Origin of the sequence: Paenarthrobacter sp. Y-19 (assembly GCF_029223985.1) — a bacterium.
GTDB lineage: Bacteria > Actinomycetota > Actinomycetes > Actinomycetales > Micrococcaceae > Arthrobacter > Arthrobacter nicotinovorans.
The window spans coordinates 406,652-423,793 of sequence record NZ_CP119414.1 but is presented as its reverse complement, the minus strand read 5'-3'; the positions used below and the strand labels follow the sequence as shown (position 1 = coordinate 423,793).

General features: G+C 62.7%; 17 protein-coding genes and 1 tRNA gene. 10 read left to right on the top strand and 8 right to left on the bottom strand.

The features are described from left to right. Positions 1-105 precede the first annotated feature (105 nt). Entirely contained in the window at positions 106-1,182 is a 1,077-nt protein-coding gene (locus tag PYR64_RS02065) for a LacI family DNA-binding transcriptional regulator (RefSeq protein ID WP_275778019.1), read from the bottom strand. Between the two features lie 329 nt (positions 1,183-1,511). Between PYR64_RS02065 and PYR64_RS02060 the strand changes: the two genes are divergently transcribed. The 7 genes from PYR64_RS02060 (at position 1,512) to PYR64_RS02030 (ending at position 8,784) form a co-directional block, all read left to right on the top strand. Further along, positions 1,512-2,672, top strand: coding sequence for a substrate-binding domain-containing protein (locus tag PYR64_RS02060; RefSeq protein WP_275778017.1), 1,161 nt, complete (start codon positions 1,512-1,514; stop codon positions 2,670-2,672). Between the two features lie 55 nt (positions 2,673-2,727). Then, a complete protein-coding gene (locus PYR64_RS02055) occupies positions 2,728-4,236 on the top strand; it encodes a sugar ABC transporter ATP-binding protein (protein WP_055973269.1) in 1,509 nt (502 codons plus the stop codon). Between the two features lie 3 nt (positions 4,237-4,239). Next, complete coding sequence (locus PYR64_RS02050; protein WP_079581516.1) at positions 4,240-5,226, top strand: ABC transporter permease; 987 nt, start codon at positions 4,240-4,242, stop codon at positions 5,224-5,226. Between the two features lie 6 nt (positions 5,227-5,232). Further along, positions 5,233-6,384, top strand: coding sequence for a Gfo/Idh/MocA family oxidoreductase (locus PYR64_RS02045; protein WP_275778014.1), 1,152 nt, complete (start codon positions 5,233-5,235; stop codon positions 6,382-6,384). Next, entirely contained in the window at positions 6,381-7,196 is an 816-nt protein-coding gene (locus tag PYR64_RS02040; protein WP_018777921.1) for a sugar phosphate isomerase/epimerase, read from the top strand. Before PYR64_RS02045 ends, PYR64_RS02040 begins: the two co-directional genes overlap by 4 nt. 28 nt (positions 7,197-7,224) lie before the next feature. After that, positions 7,225-8,397: a Gfo/Idh/MocA family oxidoreductase gene (locus PYR64_RS02035; protein ID WP_110505051.1), complete on the top strand. Its 1,173-nt coding sequence runs from the start codon at positions 7,225-7,227 to the stop codon at positions 8,395-8,397. A gap of 69 nt (positions 8,398-8,466) precedes the next feature. Next, a complete protein-coding gene (locus PYR64_RS02030; RefSeq protein ID WP_018777923.1) occupies positions 8,467-8,784 on the top strand; it encodes a putative quinol monooxygenase in 318 nt (105 codons plus the stop codon). A gap of 56 nt (positions 8,785-8,840) precedes the next feature. Here PYR64_RS02030 and PYR64_RS02025 read toward each other — a convergent pair whose 3' ends face one another. The 7 genes from PYR64_RS02025 to PYR64_RS01995 all read right to left on the bottom strand — a co-directional run bounded on the left by PYR64_RS02025 (position 8,841) and on the right by PYR64_RS01995 (position 15,211). Beyond that, on the bottom strand, positions 8,841-9,680 hold the full coding sequence (locus tag PYR64_RS02025; protein WP_275778010.1) for an aldo/keto reductase: 840 nt from the start codon (positions 9,678-9,680) through the stop codon (positions 8,841-8,843). 157 nt (positions 9,681-9,837) lie between these two features. Continuing rightward, complete coding sequence (locus tag PYR64_RS02020; RefSeq protein ID WP_018777925.1) at positions 9,838-10,278, bottom strand: hypothetical protein; 441 nt, start codon at positions 10,276-10,278, stop codon at positions 9,838-9,840. Between the two features lie 8 nt (positions 10,279-10,286). Beyond that, positions 10,287-10,940 (bottom strand): bacterial proteasome activator family protein, encoded by a 654-nt coding sequence (locus tag PYR64_RS02015; protein WP_039239748.1) that lies wholly within the window; start codon positions 10,938-10,940, stop codon positions 10,287-10,289. Between the two features lie 79 nt (positions 10,941-11,019). Further along, positions 11,020-11,211, bottom strand: coding sequence for a YbdD/YjiX family protein (locus tag PYR64_RS02010; RefSeq protein WP_018777927.1), 192 nt, complete (start codon positions 11,209-11,211; stop codon positions 11,020-11,022). Next, the gene (locus PYR64_RS02005; RefSeq protein ID WP_039239745.1) at positions 11,211-13,481 is read right to left on the bottom strand and encodes a carbon starvation CstA family protein; all 2,271 of its coding nucleotides are present in this window, start codon (positions 13,479-13,481) and stop codon (positions 11,211-11,213) included. The genes PYR64_RS02010 and PYR64_RS02005 overlap by 1 nt, the downstream gene beginning before the upstream one ends. 158 nt (positions 13,482-13,639) lie before the next feature. Next, positions 13,640-14,197, bottom strand: coding sequence for a PadR family transcriptional regulator (locus PYR64_RS02000; RefSeq protein WP_018777929.1), 558 nt, complete (start codon positions 14,195-14,197; stop codon positions 13,640-13,642). Positions 14,198-14,227: 30 nt separating this feature from the next. Further along, positions 14,228-15,211, bottom strand: a complete 984-nt coding sequence (locus tag PYR64_RS01995) for an NAD(P)H-quinone oxidoreductase (RefSeq protein WP_039239742.1) — start codon at positions 15,209-15,211, stop codon at positions 14,228-14,230. A 101-nt stretch (positions 15,212-15,312) separates the two neighbouring features. Between PYR64_RS01995 and PYR64_RS01990 the strand changes: the two genes are divergently transcribed. The 3 genes from PYR64_RS01990 (at position 15,313) to PYR64_RS01980 (ending at position 17,048) form a co-directional block, all read left to right on the top strand. Then, positions 15,313-15,403: transfer RNA gene (locus tag PYR64_RS01990), tRNA-Ser, on the top strand. A 189-nt stretch (positions 15,404-15,592) separates the two neighbouring features. Next, entirely contained in the window at positions 15,593-16,378 is a 786-nt protein-coding gene (locus tag PYR64_RS01985) for a VOC family protein (RefSeq protein WP_018777931.1), read from the top strand. A gap of 178 nt (positions 16,379-16,556) precedes the next feature. Continuing rightward, on the top strand, positions 16,557-17,048 hold the full coding sequence (locus PYR64_RS01980) for a septum formation family protein (RefSeq protein ID WP_018777932.1): 492 nt from the start codon (positions 16,557-16,559) through the stop codon (positions 17,046-17,048). The last annotated feature ends 94 nt before the right edge of the window (positions 17,049-17,142 follow it).

Sequence of the window (17,142 nt, the reverse complement as noted above, 5' to 3'; positions counted from 1 at the left end):
AAGGCCGGATCGTCCGCTGGCTGACGCTCGTTGCAGGCGCCGTCGTCGTGTTCAGGTCCCTACGGAAGGTCCGCTCAAGCTGACCTGCCAGCAGGACCCTGAAGGCTAGGTATCTCTTCCTGAATGGCGTGTTGCCCGCGTGGAACTTTCGCGCACAACAAGGGTGGGCGCGATCGGGGTGCGGTCAACCTCCCGCCCCTCCATGGCGCCCAGGAGGACCTCCATGCTCATGTGCGCCAGGGCTGTGAAGTCCTGGCGCACAGTGGTCAGCGGGGGCAGGAAGTAGTCTGAACCTTCGATGTCGTCGAATCCCACCACACTGACGTCCTCCGGGACACGGATTCCATTTTCGGTCAAGGCCCGTATGAGTCCGAGTGCCGTATGGTCGCTGGCTGCAAAAACAGCTTGGGGAACCTTTCCCTCCCGGACAAGGCGGAGGCCGGTTTCATAGGCCCATCGGGGACTCCAATCGCCCTCCAGGCACAGCCCCGGCGGAAGTCCGGCGTCACCCAGGGCCGCCTCCCAGCCGCGCTTGCGCACGCGCCCGTCAAACCAGTCCATGGAGCCTGCCAAGTGCGCGATGTCGGTGTGGCCGAGGTCGATGAGATGCTGGGTGGCGAGCCGGGCTCCGAGTTCCTGGTTTTCCGAGTAAGTGAAGACATTCGGAGTTGATGACGCTCCTGCCGCGATCATTTCCACGGGTACCCGGCAGGAGGCATTCCAGACAGCCGACGCCATGTCGACCAAGGGTGCGACGACGATGATGCCCCCAACGCCGGTGTCGTCCAGAGTGTCCAAGGCCGCCTGCACGGACTCGTCGTAGGGTTTATCCACGCTGATGACTGTTGTGGCATACCCCTTCTTCCGTGCAACGGTTTCCAGGGCCATGAGTGTCCCTACCGGACCGAACCGCGGGGAACCATCAGAGAGCAGCCCGATGGATGTTGACCGGTTGGTGACAAGGGCAGTGGCTGCCCGGTTCCTGCGGTAGCCGATGTCCTTTATGGCCTGCAGGACGCGTTCCCGGGTGGCCGCACTCACGTCCGGGGCGTTGTTCAGTACGCGGGAGACAGTACCAAAGGACACGCCCGCGATCTCCGCCACATCGTTGATGGTCGGCTTCCGCCGCAACGTGGCTCCTGTTTGCCCGTTCGCTCCACGTGGAACCGTTATGCCTGACACGCTCTCTCCTGTCCCCACACCGTCCAACCGGGCCGATGCGTACCAATACTACGTGCGCCCGTCCCATCCGGTTACTTCGAAATGGGCGGGGCGTGATGTTTGACACTCTCTACCGTAAACGTTTACGATCGGTTCCGTAAACGTTCACGGAACTCCCGTTAGCGATTACGGTCCGGGTTCACCAAGGATGAAGCGGACCGCCCCCGCAGACTCTTCGGCGTCCACCATCGACGGTTCCGCCGGAAAGGGTCCGTCCGCCCTAACACCGGTTGCAGGCGCGCTCGTTCCCGCCCTCCACCACCACATCCCCTCATAAGCACTGGAGAACAATGATGATCCGCAGGCTTCCCCTCGTGGCTTTGGCCGCTGTCCTGTCACTTTCCGTAGCCTCGTGCAGCAGCTCGGCGGCGAGCACGTCGAACGCACCCGACGCCGGCGTGTCCGAAAAGGCCCAGCAGGCCCTCGACAAGATCAAGGGCCAGGTCCTGAGCAAGGGCCCCAACGGCGAATCCCCCTCCCCGGCATCCGTGTCAGATCTGACGCCGGAGGAGATCGAGAAGATCAAGGCACTCAACGCCAAGGCAGCAATCGTGATGCACTACGGCGGCAACGACTGGGCAACGGCCCAGGTCAACGGCCTCAAGAGTGAATTCGAAAAGCTCGGCGTCAAGGTCATCGCGACAACGGACGCGAATTTCAAGCCGGACAAGCAGGTTTCGGATATCGAGACCGTCATGACGCAGGACCCGGATGTCATCGTCTCCATCCCCACGGACCCGGTGGCCACGGCCTCCGCGTACAAAAAGGCTGCGGCTGCCGGCACAAAGCTCGTCTTCATGGACAACGTCCCCCAGGGTCTGACTCCCGGCACGGACTACGTTTCAGTTGTTTCGGCTGACAACTACGGCAACGGCGTCGTCTCCGCTCACCAGATGGCCAAAGCCCTGGGCGGCAAGGGAAAGATCGGCCTCGTGTTTCACCAAGCCGACTTCTTCGTGACCAAGCAGCGACACGAAGGGTTCAAGGAGACTATCGCCAAGGAATACCCCGACATCCAGATCGTCGAAGAAAAGGGCATCGCGGGCCCGGACTTCGCTGGAGACGCACAGGCTGCTGCCAACGCGATGATCAGCAAGTACCCTGACCTGGCCGGCATCTGGGCCGTGTGGGACGTCCCTGCTGAAGGCGTCATGGCGGCGGCCCGCGCGGCCGGCCGGCAGGACCTGAAAATCGCCACGGAAGACCTCGGCAAGAACGTGGCCATCGCCCTGGCCAAGGACGAACTCGTCGTCGGCCTCGGCGCCCAGGTTCCGTTCGACCAGGGTGTCACCGAAGCCCGGCTCGCGGCAGGAGCACTTCTCGGCAAGCAAGCACCTCCGTACGTGGCCCTGAGCGCCCTCCCTGTTGACCACTCGAACGTCCTTGAAGCCTGGAAGCAGGTCTACCACGAGGACGCTCCCAAGGACATCCAGGACTCCTACAAGAAGTAGCCAGATCCTACGGTGCGGGGGCCCAGGCCCCCGCACCGCGCCGAAAGGGCGGGAAATGAACACCGCAGACAATGTCGTCGAGATGCGCTCGATATCCAAGGCCTTCAACGGCGTGTCCGTTCTGAAGGATGTCGGCTTCGATGTCCGCAAGGGCGAGGTCCACGCACTGGCCGGGGGCAACGGGGCCGGCAAGTCCACCCTCATGAAGATCCTCCAGGGCGTCTACCAGACGGATGCCGGAGAAATCCTCATTGGCGGCAAACCGGCCGCCATCAACTCGATCCAGGATGCGAAGTCCGCCGGAATCGGGATGGTTTTCCAGGAATTCAGCCTCGTACCCAGCCTTACCGTTGCCCAGAACATCTTCCTTGGCGCAGAGCCGCTCGGCCGGGGCGGCCTCATCGATGACCGCGCCGCGGTGCGACGGGCCAAGGAAGTCTTCGCCGAGATGGAGGTCGACGTCGACGCCGGCGCCCAGGTCTCCCGGCTTGGCACCGCCTATTGGCAGCTGACCGAGATCGCCAAAGCCCTCGCTCAGAACGCACAAGTGCTGATCATGGATGAGCCCACGGCAAGTTTGGCCCGGCACGAGTCCGAGGCGCTCTTCGAATTGATCGACCGCCTCAAGCAGCGCGGAATCTCCATCATCTACATCTCCCACCGCATGGATGAGGTGTACAGGTTGGCGGACCGGATCACCATCCTGCGCGATGGAAGGCACCTCTTCACCGAGCCACTGACGGAGGTCACTCCCGAACAAATCGTCGAAGGAATCGTGGGCAAGAAGGTCGAGGGCCAACTTTCCTATCGGGCGCGGAACGATGTGGGCACCGACGTCGAGCCACTGTTGGAAGTGCGCGGGCTGAACGCGGGCCTACGGGTCCGGGACGTTTCTTTCGCACTGCGGCCCGGCGAAATCCTCGGCCTGGCCGGGCTCATGGGCAGCGGGCGGACAGAACTCGCGCGGGCACTTTTCGGCATCGACAAACTGGACAGCGGGCAGGTCCTCATCCGGGGCAGGAAAGTTACCCTGGCATCTCCGCAGCAGGCCATCAACGCCGGTATCGCCCTTGTCCCGGAGGATCGCAGGGCACAAGGCCTCGTCCTGGAACACTCGGTCCAGGACAACCTGCTGCTGCCGCTCCTGAAGCACATTCAGCGTGGCCCCCTTCTTGATGGCGCCAAGGGCAACGAGTTGTCCGCGTCGCTGATCAAGAGGTTCGCAGTCAAGGTCGCCCACCCCCACCGGCCCGTGCGGCTGCTCTCGGGCGGCAACCAACAAAAGGTGGTCATCGCCAAGTGGCTGGGCACCGATCCCGACATCCTGATCCTCGATGAGCCGACGGCCGGCGTCGACATTGGCACCAAGAGCGAAATCCTGGACATGATCCGCGAACTGGCAAGCGATGGCAAAGCCATCATCGTCATCTCCTCCGAGTATCCCGAACTACTCGCGGTCAGCGACCGCGTCCTCGTCCTCAAGGACGGCTCCATCATCCGCGACATCCCCCGCAGCGACATTGCTGACGAGGAATATCTACAACTTGCAGTCCAGGGAGTCTGAACAGTGAGCAAGACAAACACCATCGCGCCACGGGACACCGGGGCACCCCGCAACGTCGGCACCATCCTGAAGGACCTCGACTGGCGGCGCTACGTCATTTACATCGGCTTCGTCGTCGTCTTCCTGATCTTCGCGGTCCTGCTGCGCGACCAGGGATTCATGTCACCGAACAACCTGCTGAACATCTTCCGGCAGACGGCCACCATCACCGTCATCGCAGTGGGCATGACCTACGTCATCGCCTGCGCCGAGATCGACCTGAGCGTGGGATCCGTCGCCGGCCTCTCCAGCGTCTGCACCGCTATGGCCCTGTCCCAATGGGGCCTGGTCCCTGGCATACTTGCCGGCCTGGCCGTGGGCCTCGTGGTCGGATCGGTCAACGGCGCACTGGTCAGCCTCCTGGGCATCCCTTCCTTCCTCGTGACACTCGGCATGCTCGGCATTGCCGTGGGCGTCGCGCAGTGGATCACCGCTTCAGCGCCCCAGCCCATCCTGGACGACACCTTCAACGCGGTGTTCGGATCCGGGAACTTCGGACCCATTCCGGGCCTTGTGGTGTGGAGCGGCATCTTCGTAGCCATCGGCGCCGTCGTGCTTAACCGGACCAAATTCGGCCGGCAGGTCCTGGCTACGGGTGGCAACCGCAACGCCTCCGAATTCACTGGCATCAATACAAAGCGCATCAAGTTCCAGGTGCTGCTGATCTCCGGCATGGTTGCCAGTGTTGCCGGAATGCTCTACGCCGGCCGCCTCCAGTCCGGACGGTTCCAGTGGGGCGCCGGTGACGAACTCTCAGCCATCGCTGCGGTCATCCTCGGCGGGACCAGCCTCTTCGGCGGATTCGGCTCCATCATCGGAACCCTTTTCGGCGCCCTGTTGATCGGCCTGATCAACAACGGACTGATCCTTGCAGGCCTCGACAGCAGCCAGCAGCAAGTAGTGCGCGGAGCCATCATCATCCTTGCAGTCGCCCTCGCCCGGAAGAAGTGACAGTCCATGGCCTCCACACCACGTGCCGGGATTATCGGCACAGGATTCATGGGCACAGTCCACTCCCATGCCGTCCGGGCCGCAGGAAGCACGGTCAGTGCAGTAGCCGGGAGTAGTTTGGCCAGTGCCGAGGCCGCTGTGGCCCGATTGGGTGCACAGGCCGCGGCCGGCTCCCCCGAAGCCCTGATTGCCCGCGATGACGTGGACGTCGTCCACATCTGCACCCCAAACGCCACCCATGCGGACCTTGCACGCTTGGCCATCGCCGCCGGCAAGGCCGTCATCTGCGAGAAACCCCTGGCCACCACCATTGAGGATGCCAAGGAACTGACGGACCTTGCAGAACAGGCAAATGTGGTCACCGCCGTGCCCTTCGTCTACAGGTTCTATCCGGCCGTCCGGGAGGCCCGCGAGCGCATCCACAACGGGGAGGCAGGCCGCCTCTGGCTGCTGCACGGATCCTATCTGCAGGACTGGCTGGCAGGTGCAGCGGCAACAAACTGGCGGGTCGACTCCAAGCTCGGAGGAGCATCCAGGGCCTTCGGTGACATCGGAGTGCACTGGTGCGACCTGATGGAGTTCACCACGGGACACCGCATCTCCAGGATCATGGCCAGTACCAGCCGGGCCCATGATCAACGCGAAAGCCTTGGCCAGTTATCCCCGGTATCAACTGAGGACGGGGCAACACTGCTCTTCGAAACCGACAAGGGGGCCGCCGGTTCGTTGGTGGTGAGCCAAGTTAGTCCAGGAAGAAAAAACCGCCTCTGGTTCTCTTTCGATGGAACTGCGGCATCGTTCAGCTTCAACCAGGAAACACCGGACACCCTGCACATCGGACGCGTGGATTCCACTTCGCACATTCCTGTGGGGCCGGAGACCCTGTCCACCCCGGGCGGCGGGCGCTACGCCAAGCTCCCTGCGGGTCACCCCCAGGGGTACCAGGACAGCTTCAACGCTTTCGTCGCTGACACCTATGCAGCTGTCCAAGGACACGAATCCGAGGGCCTGCCCACCTTCCGGGATGGCCTCCGGGCAGCACTCCTCACGGACGCAGTGGTTACCTCCGCGGCACGACAGTCATGGGTGGACGTTCCCACCGGCAACCTCTTCGATTTTCCCAGCTCTTCTCCGGCAGTTGAAAGGCAAATGCAATGAAACTCGGTTACTGTTCCATCACCTGGGGCGGGGTCGTCGGACACCCGCAAGGCGTGACCAGCGTCAAGGACCTTTTCTACATGACCCACGGATCCATGCGCGACGCCGTGCGTGACATCGCCGCCGTCGGCTATGAGGGCGTGGAGATGTTCGACGGAAACCTGGCCGAATATGCCGACAAGCCGGAGGAACTCAAAGAGATCCTCAGCAGCAACGGAGTCGTGCTGACGAGTGTCTACACCGGGGCCAACTTCATCTACGCCGACATCCTTCCCGACGAGATGCACCGAATCCACAAGGCCGCAGAACTGGCTGCGAACTTCGGAGCTGAACGGCTGGTGGTTGGCGGCGGCGCGCGCCGGGCTGCTGGAACCACCGAACAGGACTATTACCTGCTGGGCCAGGCGCTGGACCGCGTAGCGGACATCGCGGAGAGCTTCGGCCTGTCCGCGAGCTACCACCCGCACCTCAGCACCATCGTGGAGAGCCCGGACGAGCTGGAAAAGCTCATGCCGCTGACCAGGATCGGGTTCTGCCCGGACACGGCGCACCTTGCGGCAGGCGGGGCGGACCCGGCCGCGGTTATCCGCAAGTACTCCGACAGAATCCAGCATGTCCACCTCAAGGACTTCCAACAAGACCCGTTCAACTTCCTCCCTCTGGGCGAAGGTGAGCTCGATTTCCCGGACATCATCGCTGCGATCCGGGAGAGCGCCTACGACAGCTGGCTCATGGTCGAACTCGACAACTACGACGGCGACCCCGCCGAAGCAGCAAAAATCAGCAAGAAATACCTCGAGACACTCCTCTAAGCAATCCTTACGGAAGGACCTGATCCACATGCAAAACCTCAACGTTGGCCTCATCGGTGGAGGCTTCATGGGCAAGGCCCACTCCTTGGCCTATGCCGCCATGCCCATGTTCTTCTGGCCTGCCCCGGCATTGCCGGTCCGCAAAGTCATCGCCGAGGCGAACCCCGAGCTGGCCGCAGAAGCCGCCAGGCGCTTCGGTTTCGAGAACTCGACCTCGGACTGGCGGTCCATCATCGACGATCCCGACATTCACGTCGTCGACATCGCGACGCCGAACCACCTTCACGCCGAAATCGCCATCGCCGCCGCCGAGGCGGGCAAGCACATCATTTGCGAGAAGCCCCTCGCACGCACCGGCGAAGAGTCCAAGGCCATGTATGACGCCGTCAAGGACAAGGACATCGTCCACATGGTTGCCTTCAACTACCGGCGCACTCCAGCCGTTGCACTGGCAAAGAAGTACATCGAAGAAGGTGCCATTGGCCAGATCCTCAGCTTCCGCGGAACCTATCTCCAGGACTGGAGCGCCGACCCGAACTCGCCGCTGTCATGGCGGTTCCAGAAGTCCATCGCAGGTTCCGGCGCGCTTGGCGATATCGCGACCCACGTCATAGACATGGCGCGGTACCTCGTGGGAGAGTTCAGCGCCGTCAACGCACTCCTGTCGACGTGGATCCCCGAGCGGCCACTCCAAACCGGCGGGGCCGATGCCCTCGGCACCGTGCGCGGCGGAGAGGGCCCGAAGGGCCCGGTTGACGTCGACGACGAAGTGATGACCATGATCCGTTTCGCAAATGGAGCGGTTGGATCGGTCGAAGCCACACGCAACGCGCACGGCAGGAACAACTACATCACCTTCGAAATCCATGGAACCGAAGGCAGCATCGTCTTCAACTACGAGCGGCGCGACGAGCTCCAGGTTTGCTTCGCTTCAGACCAAGCAGACCGTCGCGGGTTCCGGACCATCTACACAGGCCCGGCCCACCCCTACGGTGAGGGGCTGTGGCCCATTCCGGCCCTGGGCATCGGCTACGGAGAGACCAAGATCATCGAGGCCCATGACTTCTTCAAAGCCATCGCCGAAGGCGGAAGCGTTAGCCCCAACTTCGCCGACGGCTACCAAGTCGCCCTCATCGATGACGCGATCGTCGAATCCGCGGCCAAAGAGTCCTGGGTTGAGGTTCCACAAATCACCGATTGATCCCTTTCGGGAGGGACGGCGAAGTTCCGTCCCTCCCGGCCCCTCCGGCCCATCATCAAGGAAACAAGAATGACCAGCCCAACCCACAAAGAGCCCGCAGAAGTGTGGCTCATGCCGGTATTTATCGCCAAAGCAGGACGCGAAAGCGAGCTGCAAGGAGTCCTCAGCTCACTGCAGACGAACAGCCGCAAGGACCAGGGCTGCCTGGAGTACACCGTTTTCGCCGATGGGCAGCAGCCCGGCACCTTCGTCATGTTTGAAGGCTGGGCAAGTGCCGAGGATCTCGAAGCCCACAACCGGCAACAGCATGTGAAGGACTTTGTGGAAGCGGTAAAGACATTGCTGGAAGTGCCCTTCTCAGTGACCACCCTCGCGCCCATCAGGTGAAACGCCAGGTGCCCCGCCCCCGGAAGGGAGCGGGGCACCTGAGTAAGGCGCGGGGCCTAGGCGAAGTCGGAGACTGCCGGGTCCGGGCCGATGCGGCCTTCAGCGCCGCGGTCCAGGCTGTTGATGGCCTCGACGTCGGTACCGTCCAGCGTGACGTCCAGGGCTGCGAAGTTCTCCTGGATGCGGGACTCCGTGACCGACTTGGGGATCACGACGTTGCCGATGGCCAGGTGCCATGCGATGACAACCTGCGCCGGCGTGGCACCATGCTTGGCTGCGATCTCAGCAATCGTGGCGCTCTCCAGGAGCTCGCCACCCTGGCCCAGCGGGGACCATGCCTGCGTGAGGATGCCCTTGGAGGCGTTGAATTCGCGCAATTCGGCCTGGTTGAAGAAGGGGTGCAGTTCAACCTGGTTGATGGCCGGAACGACGCCGGTTTCATCGATGATGTGCTGCAGGCCTTCCTTGGTGAAGTTGGAGACACCAATGGACTTCACCCGTCCGCGCTTCTTGAGCTCGATGAGGGCCTTCCAGGTATCGACGTACTTCTCCTGCTTGGGCTGCTGCCAGTGGATGAGGTAGAGGTCCAGGGTTTCCAGGCCAAGGCGGTCGAGCGACTTCTCGAAGGCCTCCAGGGTGGATTCGTAGCCCTGGTCCGCGTTCCACAGCTTGGTGGTGATGAAAATTTCTTCGGCGGAGAGGCCCGAAGAGGCGATGGCACGGCCAACGCCGGCCTCGTTGCCGTAGATCTTTGCGGTATCGATGTGGCGGAACCCGGCGTCGAAAGCCTGGCGTACTACCTTTTCGGCTACATCGTCTTCAACCTGCCATACCCCGTAGCCGAGCTGGGGGATGGTGTTGCCGTCGTTAAAAGTAAGTTCTGGTGACGAAGTCATGGTTGTCATCCTGCCAGCTACCGCCTGGGTCATGGGCCGATTATGACGAAGATCAGCTATCCGCTTAACTTCTTGCATACAGGGAATAAGGGCGCACGCGTGTAGTTGTCAACGCCTGCCTTATTTCCGGATTACTCCTGATTACTTAGTTTCCGGATCAGGGATTGAGTTGGCGCTCCGCGTCGGCCACCTGCTCGAAGACGGACTCAGCACGGCGCCGCACGGATAATGCACCGACCGGTACAGGACCTACAGCCAGACGCAACATCGCCGCAGCCTCAGCTGTGGTGGCGAGCGAGTTGCCGGCTTTGGACAGCGCCCGGTGCACGCCCGCGAGCGCTCCTGGCACGTCCAGCCCATCGCTGGGCGAGCGCTTTTGCGCCTCTACGCAGATGCTCCGCACCCGTGGGGACAACTCCGCCAGTTCATTGGCGATCTCCACAAGCTCGTTGTAGAGCTGCTCGTCGTCCACGCCTTCAAGGACCTGGTGATAACGGTCCAGCCCGCGATGGAAGCGGTCGTGGGCGCGGCGCCACAGGCCCTTGCCGAGCTCAAGATCGTCCTTCCGTCCCTGCCGGACGGCCCCAAAGAAACCCACCCGCGAACTCAGAGGTACTGGCCCGGGCCGTGGTCGGGATCTTCCGGGCGTCCATTGGAAGCAGCACCCGAAGCCCCGGGCGCAGCAGCCCGCTGCGGTTGCCCGTTTTCACCAATGATGATGCCCGGCGCGATGACCGTACCCGGGGGCAGCTGCCGAAGCTGCATTTGCGCGGCAGCGTGTTCTTTCGCTGCCTGCTGGGCGGCAATGGCTGCCTGGATGCCATGGAACAGCCCTTCCAACCACCCCACCAGCTGGGCCTGTGCGATGCGAAGCTCAGCGTCCGAGGGGGCCTTGTCCTCGGGAAACGGGAGGCTGATGCGTTCCAACTCATCAATGAGCTCAGGTGCCAACCCATCTTCGAGCTCCTTGATGGACCGCTCGTGGATTTCGGCGAGGCGACCGCGCGCTGCATCATCAAGCGGGGCGCTCTTAACTTCTTCCAGAAGCTGACGGATCATCGTGCCGATCCGCATCACCTTGGCAGGCTCGTCCACCAGTTCCTGAAGGTTGCTGGGCTTGGGCTTGACGTCGTTCGCTGCCTCGCCCTGCGGGGATTGCCCGCCATTGGGCGCAGCCGCATCCCCGTCCAGTGTGGTTCCTTCCACGGGAGTGTCGTCCGAAGCCTCATCCGTGGGCTGAATGTCGTTCAGATCGCTCATTCGTTCATACTCTCATGTGCTTCCCGTGAACCTCCGGCCACAGCCGGATTTTGGACTTCGTTCGTAGCGAAACTACAGCTCAGCAGCAGCGGCCCTGGGGATTGCTGTCCTGCCGGTCCATCCGGTCCCGCCAAAACTCGCGTTCGGTCATGGCGGGACCGGCGTGGCCGGAGGCGGTGAAGTGCTCAAGGTATTTCGTGTACGCGTCAGCGCCCATAAGCGAACCCATGTATGCGGCAAAGCCCCGAAAGCCCCTGGTGACCGCGTTCATCAGTGATGCCCCGCCTTGTGGGTGCGCTTGTCAGCAGGCAACGCGTTCCATTCGGCGAGCAGCGCTTTCTCAGCCGGGGTGGGAAGGAGTCCTGCAGGAGCAAACACCTTGGACGGTACGGCAGGATCTTCATGATCCTGTCCCCCACCGGCCCGGATGGCCTTGACGGTGGCGATCAGGGCCGTGAGGATCACGATGATGCTCAAGACCACAAAGATCACCGACAACCATCCCTGAATGGCCGTATTCCGGACGACAGCTTCCATGGCCGCGACGCTCTTGGCCGTGCCGAACTCCGTCTTGCCATCGGCAAGTGCCTTGGAGAACGCCTGGTTGTTGGCGAAATACCCTACGGCCGGTACCGGGGAGAAGATCTTGTGGAAGCTGGCAGTGATGGTGACGACAGCCGCGAAAGCCAGCGGGACGGCCACGATCCACAGCCACTTGAACGTGCCCCGCTTGGCCACGATGGCCAAGCACACCGCCAGGGCGATGGCTGCCAGCAGTTGGTTGGCGATGCCGAACAGCGGGAACAGCGTATTGATGCCGCCCAGCGGATCCGTCACACCCATCAACAGCACAGCGCCCCAGGCACCCACCATGATGGCCGTGCAGAGCCAGGCACCGGGGCGCCATGAAGCTTCCTTGAACTTGGGAACAAAGTTGCCGATGGAATCCTGCAGCATGAACCGGGCAACGCGGGTTCCGGCGTCCACGGCGGTAAGGATGAAGAGCGCCTCGAACATGATGGCGAAGTGGTACCAGAACGCCATCATGGCGGGCCCGCCGATGAACTGCTGCATGATGTGCGCCAAGCCAACTGCCAGCGTCGGGGCACCGCCGGAGCGGGAGATGATGCTTTCCTCGCCCACGTCCTTGGCCGTCTGGGCCAGCACGTCCGGGGTGATGTTCACGTTGGCCAGGCCCAGGCTGTTCACCCAGGTGGCGGCTGACTCCACCGTGCCGCCGGTCAGTGCCAGGGGCGCGTTCATGGCGAAGTAGATGCCGCGGTCAATCGAGATTGCAGCCACGAGCGCCATGATGGCCACGAACGACTCCATCAGCATGCCGCCGTACCCGATGAAACGGGTCTGGCGTTCCTTCTCGATCAACTTGGGGGTGGTCCCCGAGGAAATGAGGGCGTGGAAACCGGACAAGGCACCACAGGCAATCGTGACGAACAGGAACGGGAACAGCGCGCCGGAGAACACCGGGCCGTTCTCGCGGCCCGCGAACTCGCTGAAGGCAGGGACGGTGATTTCCGGCCGCACAACGATGATGGCGAGGGCCAGCATCACGATCACGCCGATTTTCATGAACGTGGAAAGGTAGTCGCGCGGCGCGAGCAGCAGCCACACGGGCAGGATCGCGGCAATGAATCCGTAGATGATCAGGCCCCAGGCGATGGTCACCTTGTCCAGGTGGAAGAATGCCGCACCCCACTCGGTACCAGCCACAGCACCGCCGCCGATGATGGCCGCCATGAGCAACACGAAACCAATGATGGAAACCTCCATCACCTTGCCGGGCCGGATGAACCGAAGGTACACGCCCATGAACAGCGCAATCGGGATGGTCATTCCAACGGAGAAGACGCCCCACGGGCTCTCACCCAGGGCATTGACCACTACCAGCGCAAGGATGGCCACGATGATGATCATGATCAGCAACGTTGCGATCAAGGCCGCTGTACCGCCAATGACTCCCAGTTCCTCACGGGCCATCTGGCCCAGGGACCGGCCGCCTCGACGCATCGAGAAGAACATCACCAGATAGTCCTGCACGGCACCGGCAAACACGACGCCGATGATGATCCAGATGGTGCCTGGAAGGTAACCCATCTGCGCCGCGATGACCGGACCCACCAAGGGGCCTGCACCGGCGATCGCCGCGAAGTGGTGCCCGAACAGGACGTTCCGGTCCGTGCGGACGTAGTCCTTGCCGTCGGCCTTATACTCGGCGGGCGTAGCCCTTCGGTCATCCGGCTTCAGCAGGTAGCGTTCAATGACCTTGGAGTAGAAGCGGTAGCCGATGAGGTAGGTACAGACTGCGGCGAAGACAAACCAGATGGCATTCACCGTCTCGCCGCGAACCAGGGCGAGCATGAACCACGCCACTGCACCGAGCAGCGAAATCGCCACCCAAAGACCGATTTTCGCCGGAGTCCATTTGCGTTCCTCGGCGTCCCGGGCGGAATGGTCCACCGCGGGTGCAGGCAGCGTAGGATCAAGTCCTTCCATGAGTCCGGTCTGGTCAGGATTCTTGCCCATATCTCCTCCTTGAGAACTGCTGCGCTGCCTTGGCTCGGACGTGCGTCACGGGCAAGTTAGCAATAAGGTTCCCCGGGAAGTGGCCGTACTCACCGCCGGATCCGTTGGCTGCGCTGAGCGGTAGCCTGCCTGCGGCAAACGGTGGGCCGGTTGTACAGCTAGCTGGCACCAGCGGTGCTTGACCCGCCCTTGCCCAGGCTCTGCACCATGCGGGCTTCGCACAGGTCCAGCCACCGGACTTCGGCCTCTGCCTGGAACACCAGGGAATCGAGCACCAGCAGGAACGCCGTGTCGGCTGAGCGCTGGTTGGCCGAGACCGCTTTGCGCGCCTGGGTGTGCTCCTGCAGCGCCTTGACGGAAACTTCACGCTGGGACTGGATCACCGCAGCGGCATCCACCCCGGGCATGGTCACGGCGAGCGCCAGTTTGATGGCGATCTCGTTCCGCGGCGGATTTCCCCGGTCGACAGCCCCGGAAAACCACGCCGCGACTTCCTCGACCCCAGCGTCAGTGATGCTGTAGATGACGTGCCCGCCGCCGTCGTCGCCGTCCTTGCTGACCAGGCCGTCGCGCTCAAGCCGGTCCAAGGTGGTGTAAACCTGGCCGATGTTCAGCGGCCAGGCGGCGCCGGTCCGGTCCTCGAATTCGACACGCAACTCATAGCCATACCTGGGCTGGTCCTGGAGCAGGGCCAGAAGGCTGTGCCGGATGGACATGGAGCTCCTTGCTGCGGGTTGGCTGGAATGTCAGAGGAGCAAGAGGACCTTGCCCACGTGCTCCCCCGAGTCGAAGTACTCATGCGCTTCGCGGACCTGGTCCAGCGGGAAAGTCTTGGCGACGAGCGGCGTGATGCGACCGTCGGTGACCATGGGCCACACGGACTCGCGCACCGCCGTCATGATGATGCCTTTTTCGGCAACCGAACGGGGCCGGAGGGCTGTGCCGATCACGGCTGCACGCTTGCTGAGGAGCTGGCCCAGGTTGATCTCCGCCTTGGCGCCGCCCTGCAGCCCGATGATGATGAGCCTGCCGTACTCAGCGAGCGCGTCGACGTTCTGCTGGAGGTACTTGGCACCCACGACGTCGAGGATAACGTCCGCGCCTTTGCCGCCGTTTTGTGCCTTGAGGCTTTCAACGAAGTCTTCTTCGGTGTAGTTGATGGCGATGTCGGCCCCGAGGAACGCCTTGGCCGTGCCGACTTTTTCATCCGACCCCGCAGTTGCCGCAACTGTGGCACCGTAGGCTTTCGCGAGCTGGATGGCCATGGTGCCTATTCCGCCGGTGGCGCCGTGGATGAGCACCGTCTCTCCGGGTTGCAGCTGGGCCGTCATGATGAGGTTCGAATACACGGTCGCGGCAACCTCCGGCAGGGCAGCTGCGGTGATCAGGTCCACGCCTTCAGGAACGCGAAGTACCTGTTCGGCAGGAACCGCCACCTGTTGGGCGTAGCCGCCGCCGGAAAGCAGCGCCACTACCTTGTCCCCCACGGAGAAGGCCTTGGTAACGCCGGGGCCGAAAGCGGAGATCCGACCGGAAACCTCGAGTCCGGGGATTTCCGATGCCCCGGGCGGCGGTGGATAGAAGCCGCGGCGCTGCTGGACGTCCGCACGATTCAGGCCCGCAGCAACGACGTCGATCAGTACCTCGCCATCGCCCGGCACCGGGGAGGGGACCTCGCGGACCTCGAGGACTTCGGGCCCGCCCGGCTCTGGGATAAAGACGGCTTTCATGACGAACTCCCGGTTTCTTGCTTGTCCGCCGGCCCCGGGACGGGGACTGGTGGACGTGATGTTTTGGAACAGCCAACTCCCTATGAAACACTACTAGGCGAGGAAGGTTGTCCGAGCGGCCTAAGGAGCTGGTCTTGAAAACCAGTGTGCGGTAACCCCGTACCAAGGGTTCAAATCCCTTACCTTCCGCCAACGAATGCCCCGGGTTCTTCAACCCGGGGCATTTTTGTTGCTTCCAGTACCTGCTCGCCCCCCGCTCCGGGAACCGGCTTCCGGCAGATCATTGAAAGTGTCAGACCCCCGGCATAGTGTTCTGACTGTCTCCACACGACCGACATCAGACGCGGTTTTCATCGCGGAACAACAACAGGAGCCTCACCTATGCCAACCCCTGACATCGCTCCGGGAGCACCTTGCTGGATCGACCTGATGACCTCCGATACCGAACAGGCGAAGTCTTTCTACGGCACCCTTTTCGGTTGGACGTTCGAGACGGGCGACCAGGAGAAGTACGGCGGCTACATCACAGCGTCCAAGGACGGCCGGATGGTTGCAGGGATCATGCAGAAGCAGGAGGACATGGGAGCCATGCCGGATGTGTGGTCCACTTACCTGCGCACCGATGACATCAAGGCAACCACGGAAGCCGCAGCTGCCAACGGCGGCCAGGTGTACCTGGAACCGATGGAGGTTCCCGAGCAAGGCAGCATGGCCATGTACGGTGACTCTTCGGGTGCCTCGATCGGTGCTTGGCAATTCGGGGAGATGAAGGGCTATGAGATCGCAGCCGAGGCCGGCGCTCCAGCTTGGCATGAGCTCCTCTCCAAGGACTACGACTCCGCGGTCGCCTTTTACCAGAAGGTGTTCGGCTGGGAAACGGACGTCATGAGCGACACCCCTGAGTTCCGGTACACCACCCTCGGCTCGGGAGACAACGCGCAGGCCGGCATCATGGATGCCTCCGGCTTCCTCCCCCCGCAGGTCCCTTCCATGTGGAGCGTGTACTTCGCGGTGGCGGACACCGATGCCACCGTTGAGCAGGCTGCGGCCTTGGGCGCCACCGTCATGGAACCCGCCGAAGAGACGCCCTTCGGCCGCTTGGCAACGTTGTCCGATCCCACGGGTGCCGTCTTCAAGGTGATCCAGGAGCAGGGCCAGACGGCCTAGACTATGAAAATTCGGGTCCAGCCGGTCTGCCTCCTACCCAGGGGCAGTCCGGCCGGAGCCTCTCATCGTCGGCCTTGGGGGATCGACCGGCGTGGGAATACCTTGTTGGGTCCCTCATCGTTGACCACAGTGCCTTTCCGATCAGGAATCCTGTGCTCCTTCTGGAATGAGGACCAGAATGCTCCACCTTTCAAAGACCCTCAGGGCTGCTGCCGTGCTGACCATGGCATCGCTGGCACTGGCGGGATGTTCGCTCATCAGCAGCGGGGACGCCAAGCGGGATGAATCCGGCAAAGCAACGGAATCGTCCAAAGCAGACGCCTTCAAAGTGAAACTGGGCGACTGCATCGCCAACCCTGATACCCAGGAAGTCGTGGACGTCACCATCATTCCGTGCGACCAGAGCCACGACCTCGAGGCCTACGCCGTCACCAAAATGGACACGTCCGCGTTCCCCGGTGACACCGAAGTGGGCACCAAGGCGGAGGAGTTCTGCGGTGCCCAGTTCGCAACTTTCGTAGGCGTACCCTTCGAAGAGTCCGCCCTGGATGTCACTTTCCTCCACCCCACCAGCGATTCCTGGAAGACCGGCGATCGTGAGATCGTCTGCCTGATCGGCGCTGCTGCTGGAGCCGCAACCACCGGAACCCTGAAGGGCGCGGCCAAGTAGGAGCCTCGGTGGCCGGGAGAACCTTCCGGCCACCGATGCGCCACCTCCCATTCATCCGTTCGTGTTCAGCTATGCCCGAGGCAGCTTTACCCCG